A 13,479-nucleotide genomic window follows, 5' to 3' on the forward strand; every position below is an offset into this window, starting at 1 on the left:
GGGCCGGCGGGCGGCACCCCGCCGCGCGGCTTTAAGGTACGGGCATGTCCGTTGACGGGTGGAACACGGTCCTGGTGCTCGGCGGTATCCGGTCCGGCAAGTCCGAATTCGCCGAGTCCCTGGTGGCCGACGCCCCGGCGGTCCGGTACGTCGCGACCGCCGCCGACGCCGATCCGGAGGACCAGGAGTGGGCGGCCCGACTGGCCGCGCACCGGGACCGCCGGCCGGGGAGCTGGACCACCGAGGAGACCGCCGGGGACCCGCGCCGGCTGGCCGACGTGATCGCCTCCGCCGAGCCCAACGAGACGCTGCTCGTCGACGACCTCGGCGGCTGGGTCACCGTGCTGCTGGACCCGGCGCACCAGCCGGCCGACGACGTGGCCACCATCGCCGAGCTGTCCACCGCGCTGCGGGAGACGCCGGCCCGGGTGGTGCTGGTGAGCCCCGAGGTCGGGCTCTCCCTGGTGCCCACCACCCCGCTGGGTCGGGCCTTCACCGACGCGCTGGGGGCGGCGAACCGGGCCGTCGCGGACGCCTGCGACGCGGTCGTCCTGGTCGTCGCCGGCCAGGCGTGCTGGCTGAAGCCCGCCGCTACCGCGCCCACGACGGCGGCGCCCCACCCCGCGAGCGGCGCCGCCCTGCCCACCAGCGCCGTCCCCGCTCCGGCCGCCGCGGCGCCCACCTCCGCCGTCCCCGCGCCGGCCGCCGCGCCCGTCCCGAACGGCACCGTCGCCCCGCAGCCGGCGCCCCCCGCGCAGGAGCATCCGGTGGCCTGGGCGGCGCCCACCATGACGCTGCCGATGGTCGCCACCGGCCTGGTCATCCAGCCCGGCATGGACCTGCCCATGCCCGACGAGTACGCCGGGCCGCAGGCCGTCGACCGGCTGGCCACCCTGGACGTGCCGGGTGCCGGGCTCGGCGCGCTGGACCGGCTGGTCGGCTTCGCCGCCGCCACCCAGGGCACCCCCACCCCGACCGCCTGGGACCGGGTGCGGGTGGTGCTGCTGCACGGCGACCACGCGGGCGGCGCCGCCGCCGGCACCGTGCCCGGCGAGTCCGACCGCCGCGCCGACCAGGCCCGGGCCGGCCGGGGAGCGCTGGCCCGGCTCGCCACCGAGTCCCGCGCCGACGTGCAGGTGGTCCGTACGCCCGACGCCGCTCCGGTGGAGGACGGCCCGGCGCTGCGCCCGGACGAGGTCGACGCGGCCCTGCGGCAGGGCTGGCAGCTCGCCGAGGAGGCCGCCGACGCGGGCGTACGCCTGCTGGTGCTGGGGTCCTGCGGCGCCGGCACCGAGGCCGCCGCGGCGGCGGTGCTGGCCGCGACGGCCGGCGCCGAGCCGCCCACCGTGCTGGGCCGGGTGGTCACCGAGTCCGGCGAGTACGACGACGCGGCCTGGATGCGGCGCTGCGCCGCGGTCCGCGACGCCCTGCAACGCACCCGGCGCTCGCCGCGGGGGGCCAAGGACGTGCTGGCCGAGCTGGGTGGCGGCGACATCGCGGTGGCCACCGGCGTGCTGCTCGGCGCGGCCGCCCGGCGGGTCCCGGTGATGCTCGACGGCCCGGTCGGCGTCGCCGCCGGCATCGTCAGCCGCGACCTGGCCGGCCAGGCCCGGCACTGGTGCCTGCTCGCCGACCACGGCGGGCACCCCGCCGTCCGGCTGGCCGCCGACGTGCTGGGCCTGGAGCCCCTGCTCGACCTGCGGCTCGACCTGGGCGAGGGGGCCAACGCGCTGGCCGCGCTGCCGCTGCTGCGCTCGGTGCTGGCGCTGGCCGCCGCGCTGCCCGTGCACCCGTCGCTCGGCGGCGGGGAGGAGTCCGTGGCGCCGACCTGGGGCGACCTCACCGCGCCGGTGCCCGTACCGGACGACGACGAGTTCACCGAGCCGGAACCGGCCGGCCCGGGCCCGGCCACCACCGCCCCGGAGCCGGAGCGCACCGAGCCGGAACCGGACTTCACCGAGCCGGAGCCGGTCGGCCCCGGGCCCACCAGCACCCGGGCCACCGACACCGGATCCACCGACGCCGACGACCCGGACCGGGCCGCCGTGCCGGCCGGGCAGGAGCCGGACCCGTCCGGCCGGCGTGCCGGCTGAGTCCCGCCCCGGCGACGGGCTGCGGCTCGCGGTCACCACGTTCACCATCGCCCCGGTACGCGCCGGCCGGATCGACCGGGCGGCGGCGGGCACGGCGATGGCCCTCGCCCCGGCCGTCGGGGCGCTGCTCGGCGCGGTGCTCGCCGGGGTGCTGCTGGGCGTGGCGGCGCTGGCCCCTCCGCTGGTCGCCGCCGGGGTGACGCTCGGCTGCGCCGCCCTGCTCACCCGCGGGCTGCACCTCGACGGGCTGGCCGACACCGTGGACGCGCTGGGGTCGTACCGGCGGGGCGCGGCGGCACTGGAGATCATGAAGAAGCCGGACGTGGGCCCGTTCGGGGTGGCCGCGCTGGTGGTCGTACTCCTGGTGCAGGCCGCAACGCTCGCGGAGCTGGCCGGACGGTCCTGGCCGGCGGCGCTCGCGGCGGTGGTCGCGGCGACCGCTGCCGGCCGGCTGGGGGTCACCCTGGCCTGCCGGCGCGGGGTGCCGGCGGCCCGGCCGGACGGGCTGGGCGCGCTGGTCGCCGGCACGGTCGGCCCGGTCGCGCCCGTCGTGGGCGCGGTGGCCGTGGCGGCGGTGGCGGCCGGCGCGGTGCCGGACCGCCCGTGGCAGGGGCCGGTCGCCGTGCTGGTGTCGCTCGCCGTCGCGGTGGGGCTGCTGCGCCACCTGGTACGCCGCTTCGGCGGCGTCACCGGCGACGTGCTCGGCGCCGTCGTGGAGGTGGTCACCACACTGACCTACCTGGGACTGGTGCTGTCCGGCTGAGCCGGGTACGCGACGCCGGGTAGCGTCTTGCGACGACGGCACCGCACGACATGGGGGACGACCATGCTCATCACGGACGACTTCCTGCCCGTACCGGTGCCGGAGTCGCTCAGCGCGACCTACCTGGTGCCGATGACCGGGCTGCCCCGGGTCAGCGCGCGCACGGCGGTGCAGGCCCTGGCCGGGCGGCTGGCCGAGCCGGTGTTCGGGCTGGCCAAGCAGATGCTGGACAGCCCGCTGATGACGGTGGACACCCGCCCGATCGCCGAGTTCCCCGCGCTCCCGCCGGACCTGCTCACCGCGTTCGGGGCCACCGAGGAGCAGCTGGCCCGGCTCGCCGCGGCCACCCACCTGGTGGTGGTGCAGGCGGAGTACCGGCCGGGCTGGCCCCCGGCGCACGAGTGGGCGGCCCGGGCGGTGGCCGCCGCGGTCGCCGAGACCGTCGACGGGGACGTGGTCGACGTCTTCGCCCTCCAGTTCCTCGACCCGGCCACCGCGCTGCGCTCGCTGCCCGACTCCGAGGGCCGGATCCGGCTGGTCGACTGGGTGCTGGTGCCGTACTCGTCGGACGCCGAGGGGCTCTGGTTCACCACCAAGGGGCTGCGCCGCTTCGGCCTGCTGGAGTTGCAGGCGCAGGGGGTGCCCGACCACCTGACCCGGGCGTGGGGCGCGGTGATGACCGGGGCGGCCCGCCGGCTGCTGCGTACCTGGACCGACGGGCTCTCCGGCGAGGAGGTGCCGGCGTTCGTGCAGCTGCCGGTGCTGGCCACGGTGACCGGGCACGACATCGCGGTGGCGTACGGCAACCCGGAGCAGCACGGGGCGACCGCGCCGGTGCTGCTCGCCCTGGAGCTGGACCCGGCCACCGACCCGGAGGCCGACTCGTTCCTCAGCCTGCGACCGCCGCCCGGGCACCCGGGCCCCGCCGGCCGGTACTTCGCCACCGCCTGCGCCACCCTCTTCACCGGCATCCAGCCCGACGTGCGCTACGCCCGCACCGGCGACGCGATGTCGGAGGCGATCGCCACCGCCCGGGCCGGCCTCGGCGACGTGCGGGCCCGGTTCCTGGCCGCCGCCCTGCCGGCGGAGTCCCAGCTGGTGGTGAAGTACGGCCTGCCGGGCGACGAGGGCCCGGAGTACGTCTGGGCCGCGGTGACCTCCTGGGAGGCGCCGGAGCGGATCGTCGGCGCCAGCGCCAGCGACGCCAACACCGACCCGACCGTGCGGATCGGCTCCCCGGTGGTGGTGGAGGCCACCGACGTCGTCGACTGGGCGGTGCTGGACGGCACCGGCGTCGTGGAGGGGGGCTGGACCCAGGCCGTCCTGGACGCCGGGGAACGCCCCCACCCCTCGCACTGATCCCGGCCCGCGGGACCGGGGCCGGTCAGCCCTTGACGGAGGGCTGGACGAACGGCGGCCGGGTCACCCGCATCCGGGCCCGGCGGCCCCGAATCTCCACCTCGACCTCGTCACCGTCGGCGATCTTCGGGTCGGTGGCCAGCAGGGCCAGCGCGATGCCCTGCTTCCGGGTCGGGCTGAAGGTGCCGCTGGTGACCACGCCGACGGTGGCGTCGCCGACGTGCACCGTCATGCCGGGGCGCGGGATGGCCCGGTCGACGGCCTCCAGGCCGCGCAGCGTACGCGCCGGACCGGCGGCCTTCTCGGCGAGCAGCGCGTCACGGCCCCAGAAGGCCGGCTTGTCCCAGCCGACCGCCCAGCCGGAGCGGCCCTGCACCGGGGTGATCTCCGGGGAGAGGTCCTGCCCGTGCAGCGGGTAGCCCATCTCGGTGCGCAGGGTGTCCCGGGCGGCCAGCCCGCAGGCGCGCACGTCGTGACCCGCGCCGAACAGCGCGTCCCACACGGCGACCGCGTGCTCCGCCGGGACGACCAGCTCGTAGCCCAGCTCGCCGGTGTAGCCGGTGCGGCAGACGGTCAGCTCCACGCGATCGAGGGTGGCGGTGGAGAAGCTCATGTACCCGTGCTCCACGGGCAGGCCCAGCGCGCCCAGCAGCTCGGCCGAGCGCGGGCCCTGCACGGCCAGCACCGCGTACGCCTCGTGCTCGTCGTCGACGCTCACCCCGGCCGGTGCGGCGGCGCGCAACCGGCGGACCACCTCGGCGGTGTTCGCCGCGTTCGGGATCAGGAAGACGTGGTCGGGGGCGTGCAGGTACGCGATGATGTCGTCGATCACCCCGCCGGTGGCGTCGTCGCAGGCCAGCGTGTACTGCGCCCGGCCCGGCCCGATCCGGCCCAGGTCGTTGCTGAGGCAGGAGTTGACGAAGTCGGCCGCGCCCGGGCCGGTGATCCGCGCCTTGCCCAGGTGCGACACGTCGAAGACGCCCACCCCCTCGCGGACGGCCGTGTGCTCCTTGAGCACGCCGCCGCCGGCGTACTCCAGGGGCATCTCCCAGCCACCGAAGGGGGCGAACTTCGCGCCTGCCGCGGTGTGCCGCTCGTGCAGGGGGGAACGGCGCAGCCGGGTCGCGGCGGCGTCGGGGGTCACGTCCGTCATGGGTGGGAACTTACCGGCAGCAGGACCGCTGGTTAGCATCGGCGGGACCCGCCATGTTCATCGGCGGGACGCACCCGACGTCCGGCGGGTAGGTTGCCGCCGGAGACCTTCATCGCCGGTACGCGACCCCGCGACCGGCCCGGCCCGCCCGGAGTAGCTTCAGTGACATCGCCCAGCACCACCCTCAGCCTGGTCGACACCGACCCCGCCGAGCTCACCGTCGACGCGATCGTCATCGGTGTGCACAGCCAGACCGGAGACCAGGCCGCCACCAGCGGCTTCGCCGGCAGCCTGCTGCTGGCCAGCGGCGCGGAGAGCATCGCCGCCGCCTTCGACGGCAAGCTCACCGAGACGCTCGCGCTGCTCGGCGCCACCGGCGGGCCGGGCGAGGTGATCAAGCTGGCCACCCTGGGCACAATCGCCGCGCCGATCGTCGCCGCGGTCGGCCTGGGTCCGGAGCCGACCGGCGCCGCGCCCGCCCCGGAGACGCTGCGCCGGGCGGCCGGCGCCGCCGTGCGCGCGCTGGCCGGCGCCCCGCGGGTGGCGCTGACCCTGCCGCTGCCGGACGACGCCGACGCCCCGGCCGCGCTGCGGGCGGTGGCCGAGGGCGCGCTGCTCGGCGGCTACCGGTTCGCCGGTTACAAGACCAAGCCGCAGCCCACCCGGCGGGAGCCGGTGGCCGAGGTGCTGGTCGCCGTGCCGGACGCCGCGGACCAGACCGCGGGCGCGGAGATCACCCGGGCGCAGGCGGTGGCCGGTGCGGTCCGGCTCTGCCGCGACTGGGTGAACACCGCCCCGAACGAGCTGCGCCCGCCGTCCTTCGCCGACGCGGTGGCGGCGGCGGCCCGGGAGGCCGGGCTCGGCGTCGAGGTGCTCGACGAGGAGGCGCTGCGCGCCGGTGGCTACGGCGGCATCATCGCCGTCGGGCAGGGCTCCGAGGCCCCGCCGCGGCTGGTCAAGCTCACCTACACCCCCGAGGCCGGCGGCAACGGCAAGCGGGTCGCGCTGGTCGGCAAGGGCATCACCTTCGACACCGGCGGCGTCTCGATCAAGCCGGCGCAGGGCATGTGGGAGATGAAGTCCGACATGGGCGGCGCCGCCGCCGTCGGCGCCGCGATGCTGGCCGTCGCCGCGCTCAAGCCGTCGGTCGCGGTGACCGGCTACCTGCCGATGGCGGAGAACATGCCGTCCGGCACCGCGTACCGGCCGGGTGACGTGATCACCATGTACAGCGGCAAGAAGGTCGAGGTGCTCAACACCGACGCCGAGGGCCGGATGGTGCTGGCCGACGGCATCGCCCGGGCCTGCGAGGACGGCACCGACTACCTCTTCGAGACCTCCACCCTCACCGGCGGTCAGGTCATCGCGCTGGGCAAGCGGATCGCCGGCGTGATGGGCACCCCCGAGCTGTGCGAGCGGGTCAAGGTCGTCGGCGAGTCCGTCGGCGAGCCGGCCTGGCCGATGCCGCTGCCGGACGACGTGCGCAAGGGCATGGACTCCGACGTCGCCGACATCTCCCAGGTCAACGCGGTGATGGACCGGGCCGGCCACATGCTCCAGGGCGGGGTGTTCCTGCGCGAGTTCGTCGCCGAGGGCGTCGACTGGGCGCACATCGACATCGCCGGCCCGAGCTACCACTCGGGCGAGGCGACCGGCTACTGGACCAAGGGCGGCACCGGCGTCCCGGTCCGCACGCTGGTCCAGCTGGTCGAGGACGTCGCCGCCAACGGCTGACCCCTCCCGCGTACGCCCCGACGGGGCGCTCCCCCACCGCGGGGAGCGCCCCGTCGGCGTTGCCCCGCCCACACGGGCAGTCAGTAGAGGTGGGGGCGGCGCTTGCGGCGTTCGTTGTAGTCGCGCATGCGTTGCGGGTAGCCCATCAGGCGTACGTCGTAGATCGGGATGGCCAGGCGGTGGGCGAACCGGCGGGCGCCGTCCGGGCCGTCGATGCGGCGGCGGGTCCACTCCCCGTCGTCGGCGATCAGGATGACCGTGGTTTCGGTGACCGTGGTGCGCGGCTCGATGAAGGCCTCCACCCCGCGCCGGGTCCGGACGAAGTTCTCGAGGTGTTCGAGATCGGCGCGGTCGGGGGCTCGTTCGCCACTCATCGTGCGCGCCTTCTTGCGGCGTCGGAACAGTGCCACCGACGTCTCCCCCCACCCTCCGTCATCGAAGACCGTGCCAAGCGTACGTGTCGATCACGTGTCGTTGGGCACCTCACTACGCGCTCCGGTCACGGTGGTGACAAGATGACCGAGGTGGGGTGTGCCCATGCGGCCCCGCCGTGACCCCCGATGCAGCGACGCGACCTGGGAGTTGGACGTGAGCGAGCCGAACGACGCAACCTTCGACATCGTCATTCTCGGAGGTGGCAGCGGCGGCTACGCGGCGGCGCTGCGTGCCGCCCAGCTGGACCTCTCCGTCGCGCTGATCGAGAAGGGCAAGCTCGGCGGGACCTGCCTGCACAACGGCTGCATCCCGACCAAGGCCCTGCTGCACGCGGCCGAGATCGCCGACCAGACCCGCGAGTCGGAGCAGTTCGGCGTGAAGGCCGAGCTGGTCGGGATCGACATGGCCGGGGTGAACTCGTACAAGGACGGCGTGATCTCCCGGCTGTACAAGGGCCTCCAGGGCCTGGTGGGCAGCTCCAAGAACATCACCTTCGTGGCGGGCGCCGGCAAGCTGGTCGGCAAGAACGTCGTCGAGGTGGACGGCAAGCGTTACACCGGCCGCAACGTGATCCTGGCCTCCGGCTCGTACGCGAAGAGCCTGCCCGGCCTGGAGGTCGACGGCGAGCGGATCATCACCAGTGACCACGCGCTGACCCTGGACCGGGTCCCGTCGTCGGTGATCGTGCTGGGCGGTGGCGTGATCGGCGTCGAGTTCGCCAGCGTGTGGAAGTCGTTCGGGGTGGACGTGACGATCGTCGAGGCGCTGCCCCGGCTGGTCGCCGCCGAGGACGAGGAGTCGTCGAAGGCGCTGGAGCGGGCGTTCCGCAAGCGGAAGATCAACTTCAAGGTCGGCAAGCCGTTCGAGAAGGTCGAGAGGACCGAGAACGGCGTCAAGCTGACCATCCAGGGCGGCGAGACCGTCGAGGCCGAGCTGCTGCTGGTGGCCGTGGGCCGGGGCCCGAACACCGCCAACCTCGGGTACGAGGAGCAGGGCGTCAAGATGGACCGCGGCTACGTGCTGACCGACGAGCGGCTGCGCACCAGCGTGCCGAACGTCTTCGCCGTCGGCGACATCGTGCCCGGTCTCCAGCTCGCCCACCGCGGCTTCCAGCAGGGCATCTTCGTGGCCGAGGAGATCGCCGGCCAGAACCCGGCCGTGATCGACGAGGCCGGCATCCCGCGGGTCACCTACTCCGACCCGGAGCTCGCGTCGGTGGGCCTGACCGAGGCGAAGGCCAAGGAGCAGTACGGCGCCGACAAGATCAAGACGTACAACTACAACCTGGGTGGCAACGGCAAGAGCCAGATCCTCAAGACCGCCGGCTTCGTGAAGCTGGTCCGGGTCGAGGACGGGCCGGTCGTCGGCGTGCACATGGTCGGCGCCCGGGTCGGCGAGCTGGTCGGCGAGGCCCAGCTGATCTTCAACTGGGAGGCCTACCCGGCCGAGGTGGCGCAGCTGGTGCACGCCCACCCCACGCAGAACGAGGCCCTGGGCGAGGCGCACCTGGCCCTGGCCGGCAAGCCGCTGCACGCACACGCCTGATCACGACAACCGCGGCGTCCGGCGACGGGCGATGATCCCACCAGGGGAATGAAGGAGTCTTAGACAATGCCGGTATCGGTCACCATGCCCCGGCTCGGCGAGAGCGTCACCGAGGGCACCGTCACGCGCTGGCTCAAGCAGGAGGGCGACACCGTCGAGGTCGACGAGCCCCTGCTCGAGGTCTCGACCGACAAGGTCGACACGGAGATCCCGTCCCCGGCGGCGGGCGTGCTGAGCCGGATCGTGGTCGGCGAGGACGAGACCGCCGAGGTCGGCAGCGAGCTGGCCGTCATCGCCGGTGAGGGCGAGGAGGCCGGCGGCCAGGCCGAGCGGGCCGAGCCGGCCGCCGAGCCGACGGCCGCCGCCGAGGGCACCGGACCGGAGCCGGAGCAGCAGGCCGCGCAGGCCGCCGCCGAGCCGGGCGCCGAGGCGGAGCAGCCGGCCGTCGAGGAGCCGGCCCAGGCCGCCGCGCCGTCGGGCGAGGGCACCCCGGTGAAGATGCCGGCCCTGGGTGAGAGCGTGACCGAGGGTACGGTCACCCGCTGGCTCAAGCAGGTCGGCGAGACCGTCGAGGTGGACGAGCCGCTGCTGGAGGTCTCCACCGACAAGGTGGACACGGAGATCCCGTCGCCGGTCGCCGGCACCCTGCTGGAGATCAAGGTCGCCGAGGACGAGACCGCCGACGTCGGCGCGGACCTGGCGATCATCGGCGCCGCGGGCGCCGCCCCGGCGAAGCCGGAGCCCAAGGCCGAGCCGAAGCCGCAGGCCCAGCCCGCGCCGCAGGCCGAGGCCAAGCCGGCCCCGAAGGCCGAGCCGAAGCCGGAGCCCAAGGTCGAGGAGCCGACCCCGGGCATGTCGTACAACGAGCCGGCCGCGGAGGCCGAGGTCGCGCAGCAGCCGGCCAAGGCGGAGGCGGCGGCGCAGCCGTCGGCTCCCGCCCCGACGCCGCAGCGGCCGACCGCTGCGGCGCAGGGTGGCGGCGAGGAGGCCGCCGGCTACGTGACCCCGCTGGTCCGCAAGCTGGCCGCCGAGCACGGCGTCGACCTGGCGTCGCTCAACGGCACCGGCGTCGGTGGGCGGATCCGCAAGCAGGACGTGCTGGAGGCCGCGGAGAAGGCGAAGGCCGCCAAGGCCGCGCCGGCCGCCGCCGCGCAGCCGGCCGCCGAGGCGGGCGCCCCGGCCAAGCCGGCCGCGAAGCCGCAGCCGAGCGGCAAGCGGGGCACCACGGAGAAGCTGCCCCGGATCCGCAAGGCCATCGCCACCCGGATGCACGAGTCGCTGCACGAGATGGCGCAGCTCACCACCGTGATCGAGGTGGACGTCACCAAGATCGCCAAGCTGCGGGCGCAGGCCAAGGACTCGTTCCAGGCCAAGCACGGCGTGAAGCTCTCCTTCCTGCCGTTCTTCGCGCTGGCCGCGATCGAGGCGCTCCAGGCGTACCCGATCGTCAACGCGAGCATGGACCTCGACGGCGGGACGATCACCTACCCGGCCGCCGAGCACCTGGGCATCGCGGTGGACACCGAGCGGGGCCTGATGGTGCCGGTCATCCACAACGCCGGCGACCTCAACCTGGGCGGCATCGCCAAGCGGATCGCCGATCTGGCCGAGCGGACCCGGACCAACAAGATCAGCCCGGACGAGATCGCCGGGGCGACCTTCACGCTGACCAACACCGGCAGCCGGGGCGCCCTGTTCGACACCCCGATCGTGCCGTCGCCGCAGTCGGCGATGCTCGGCACGGGTGCCGTGGTCAAGCGTCCGGTCGTGGTCAACGACCCGGAGCTGGGCGAGGTCGTCGCGGTCCGCTCGATGGTCTACCTGGCCATGTCCTACGACCACCGGCTGATCGACGGCGCCGACGCGGCCCGTTTCCTGGTCGCGGTCAAGGAGCGGCTGGAGGGCGGCAACTTCCAGGCCGAACTCGGTCTCTGACGTACCAAAGGGAGGGGCGCGCGGCTTGGGCCGTGCGCCCCTCCGTCGTACCCGGGTGATTCCGGCCCGGAGCCGGTCGATGGTTGAAAGACTCGGTCGGTGGGCGGCGGGAGGAGGAGACGCCTGGGGCCGGCGGTGGCGGTGGCGCCGGGCGCCCGGGTCGACCGGTTCGAGATCTTCTTCGACCTGGTCTTCGTCTTCTCGTTCTTCATCATCACCCGGGCCACCGCGCTGCACATCTCCGGCGCGTCACTGCTGCACGCCCTGCTGGTGCTCGCCGTGCTCTGGTGGGCCTGGGTGGTGCACAGCGTGGTGGCCACCCGGATCCGGCTCGGTGAGGGCTTCGTCCCGGTGCTGATGACCGTCGGGATGGCGGCGCTGTTCACCTTCGCCCTCGCGCTGCCGCAGGCCTTCCAGGATCCCCGGGGCAACGCCGCCGGACCGCTGGTGGCGGCCGTCAGCTACGTGGTGATCCGGCTGGTGCACCTGGCGCTCTTCATGCACGCCGTGCGGGACAGCCCGAACGAACGCCGCCAGTTGTGGCACTTCGCCCCGGAGCTGATCGCCAGCACCCTGATCCTCCTCGCCGCCGCCCTGCTGCCCGTGCGGATCAGCGACACCGGGACGGCCGCGCTGGTCCGCGACGGCCTCTGGACCACCGTGGTGCTGGCCCAGTACAGCACCGGGATGATCGCCGGGACCTGGGGCTGGGGAATCACCTCGGCCGAGCACTGGACCGAGCGGTACGACCTGATCCTGATCATCGCCCTCGGCGAGTCGGTGATCTCCGTCGGGGTGGGCAGCAACCTGCTCGGCCAGCCGCCCACCTGGCCCGCGGTCACCGCCGCGGTGCTCGGCATCTTCTTCACCGCGGCCCTGTGGTGGGCGCACTACGACATGATCGCGCCGGCCGCCCGGATCGCCCTGCACGCGGCGAAGGACGGCCCCCGGGTGGCGATGGCCCGCGACGCGTACGCCTACCTCTACCTGCCGATGATCGCGGGGATCATCCTGTTCGCCCTCGGCGCCGAGGGGATCGTGCACCAGATCGCCGACCCGCGGCTGCCCACGAACGACCCGGCGAAGAGCCCCAACGTGCCGCTGCTCTTCGGCGGGGTGATCTGCTACCTCAGCGCGAACATGCTGTTCCAGCTGCGTACCCTGCGCACGGTCAGCTGGACCCGGGTCGGGGCGGTGCTGGTGCTGACGGTGGCCATCCCGGTGGCCGCCGCGTTGCCCGCGCTGGCCGCCCTGGGCCTGTTGACCGCGATCTGCGTCGGGCTGGTGGCGGCCGAGGTGGTGGTCTTCGCCGACGCCCGTGAGGCCCTGCACAAGCTGGTCTTCGAGGAGAAGACCGCCCACGAGGCGAACGAGGCCGCCTTCCGGGCCCGCTGGCACGAACGCGACGAGGGCGAGTGAAGGCGGAGGTTCCTTCCTGACGTCCCCGGCGGACGGATTCGCCCGTCGGCAGAACCGGGCACCTCGGGGTGGCCGGCGCGCGGCAGGACAGCCGATGCTGGGCCGATGACGACGTTCTCCGTACAGGCCCGGCCCACCGACGCGGCGAGCTGGCTGGCCCTGGCCCGCCGGGTCGAGGCCGCCGGCTTCGACGCGCTGTACGCCGCCGACCACCCCGGTTCGGGCACCTCGCCGTTCGTGGCCCTGGCCGCCGCGGCGGCGGTGACGTCGAGGATCGACCTCGGGTCGTACGTCTCGAACGCCGGGGTCCGCGAGCCGATGCTGCTCGCCACCGACGTGGCGACCCTCGACGTGGTCTCCGGCGGCCGGGCCCGGCTCGGTCTGGGCGCCGGCCACACCCCGGCGGAGTGGCGGGCGGTCGGCCGGGTACGCCCCGACGTGGCCGGCCGGGTCCGCCGCTGCGTCGCCGTCGCCGAGGCGGTACGCGCCCTGCTGGCCGGCGAGGAGGTCACCGTGGACACCCCCGAGCTGACCGTCCACGCGGCCCGGCTCGCCGCACCTCGGCCGGTGCGGGACCGGATCCCGTTCACCCTGGGCACGTCCAACTCGGCGCTGCTGCGCTGGGCCGGGGCGCACGCCGACGTGGTGGGGCTGGCCGGCTTCGGGCGTACCCTCGCCGACGGGCACCGGCACGAGGCCCGGTGGCGCGTCGACCAGATCGAGGCGCAGCTGGCCTGCGTGGCGGCCGGCGCGGCCGGCCGGGCCGCGCCACCGGCGCTGGAGGCCCTGGTGCAGACGGTGGTGGTCACCGACGACGCCGGGGCGGTGGCCGCCGAGCGGGCCGTGGACGCCGGGCTGACCGGGCCGGAGCTGCTGGCCACCCCGTTCGTGCTGATCGGCACCGAGGCGGAGATCGTCGCGGCGGTACGGGAGCACCGGCGGCGGTGGGGCGTGACCCGGTTCGTGGTCCGCGCCGACGCCGTGGAACCCCTGGCCCCGGTGCTGCGCCGGCTGCGCGCCGACGTCGCAGTCGGGTAGTGCTC

Annotated in this window: 10 protein-coding genes; 8 read left to right on the plus strand and 2 right to left on the minus strand. The window is 74.9% G+C overall.

Annotated features, from left to right (window positions below):
• The first annotated feature begins 44 nt into the window (after nt 1-44).
• The 3 genes from GA0074704_RS23175 to GA0074704_RS23185 all read left to right on the plus strand — a co-directional run bounded on the left by GA0074704_RS23175 (nt 45) and on the right by GA0074704_RS23185 (nt 4,215).
• A complete protein-coding gene (locus tag GA0074704_RS23175) occupies nt 45-2,093 on the plus strand; it encodes a bifunctional adenosylcobinamide kinase/adenosylcobinamide-phosphate guanylyltransferase (RefSeq protein ID WP_088972449.1) in 2,049 nt (682 codons plus the stop codon).
• Nucleotides 2,083-2,856 carry an adenosylcobinamide-GDP ribazoletransferase gene (locus tag GA0074704_RS23180; RefSeq protein ID WP_088972450.1) on the plus strand — a complete coding sequence of 258 codons (774 nt, stop codon included), beginning with the start codon at nt 2,083-2,085 and terminating at the stop codon, nt 2,854-2,856. Before GA0074704_RS23175 ends, GA0074704_RS23180 begins: the two co-directional genes overlap by 11 nt.
• A 63-nt stretch (nt 2,857-2,919) precedes the next feature.
• On the plus strand, nt 2,920-4,215 hold the full coding sequence (locus GA0074704_RS23185; RefSeq protein WP_088972451.1) for a DUF2314 domain-containing protein: 1,296 nt from the start codon (nt 2,920-2,922) through the stop codon (nt 4,213-4,215).
• A gap of 25 nt (nt 4,216-4,240) precedes the next feature.
• On the opposite strand, the gene gcvT is transcribed toward GA0074704_RS23185, so the two are convergent.
• Complete coding sequence (gcvT, locus tag GA0074704_RS23190; protein ID WP_088972452.1) at nt 4,241-5,368, minus strand: glycine cleavage system aminomethyltransferase GcvT; 1,128 nt, start codon at nt 5,366-5,368, stop codon at nt 4,241-4,243.
• A 162-nt stretch (nt 5,369-5,530) separates the two neighbouring features.
• On the opposite strand from gcvT, the gene GA0074704_RS23195 reads away from it, so the two are divergent.
• Nucleotides 5,531-7,102 carry a leucyl aminopeptidase gene (locus tag GA0074704_RS23195; RefSeq protein WP_088972453.1) on the plus strand — a complete coding sequence of 524 codons (1,572 nt, stop codon included), beginning with the start codon at nt 5,531-5,533 and terminating at the stop codon, nt 7,100-7,102.
• A gap of 80 nt (nt 7,103-7,182) precedes the next feature.
• On the opposite strand, the gene GA0074704_RS23200 is transcribed toward GA0074704_RS23195, so the two are convergent.
• Entirely contained in the window at nt 7,183-7,512 is a 330-nt protein-coding gene (locus tag GA0074704_RS23200; RefSeq protein WP_088972454.1) for a hypothetical protein, read from the minus strand.
• Between the two features lie 127 nt (nt 7,513-7,639).
• Here GA0074704_RS23200 and lpdA point away from each other — a divergent pair, with 127 nt between their 5' ends.
• The 4 genes from lpdA (at nt 7,640) to GA0074704_RS23220 (ending at nt 13,474) form a co-directional block, all read left to right on the plus strand.
• Complete coding sequence (gene lpdA, locus GA0074704_RS23205; protein ID WP_172880735.1) at nt 7,640-9,082, plus strand: dihydrolipoyl dehydrogenase; 1,443 nt, start codon at nt 7,640-7,642, stop codon at nt 9,080-9,082.
• A gap of 66 nt (nt 9,083-9,148) precedes the next feature.
• Nucleotides 9,149-11,017 carry a 2-oxoglutarate dehydrogenase, E2 component, dihydrolipoamide succinyltransferase gene (sucB, locus tag GA0074704_RS23210; RefSeq protein ID WP_088972456.1) on the plus strand — a complete coding sequence of 623 codons (1,869 nt, stop codon included), beginning with the start codon at nt 9,149-9,151 and terminating at the stop codon, nt 11,015-11,017.
• 99 nt (nt 11,018-11,116) lie between these two features.
• Entirely contained in the window at nt 11,117-12,436 is a 1,320-nt protein-coding gene (locus GA0074704_RS23215; RefSeq protein ID WP_088972457.1) for a low temperature requirement protein A, read from the plus strand.
• A 105-nt stretch (nt 12,437-12,541) separates the two neighbouring features.
• Nucleotides 12,542-13,474, plus strand: coding sequence for an LLM class flavin-dependent oxidoreductase (locus GA0074704_RS23220; RefSeq protein WP_088972458.1), 933 nt, complete (start codon nt 12,542-12,544; stop codon nt 13,472-13,474).
• Nucleotides 13,475-13,479: the final 5 nt, after the last annotated feature.

This window comes from Micromonospora siamensis (genome assembly GCF_900090305.1).
GTDB classification, from domain to species: Bacteria; Actinomycetota; Actinomycetes; order Mycobacteriales; family Micromonosporaceae; genus Micromonospora; species Micromonospora siamensis.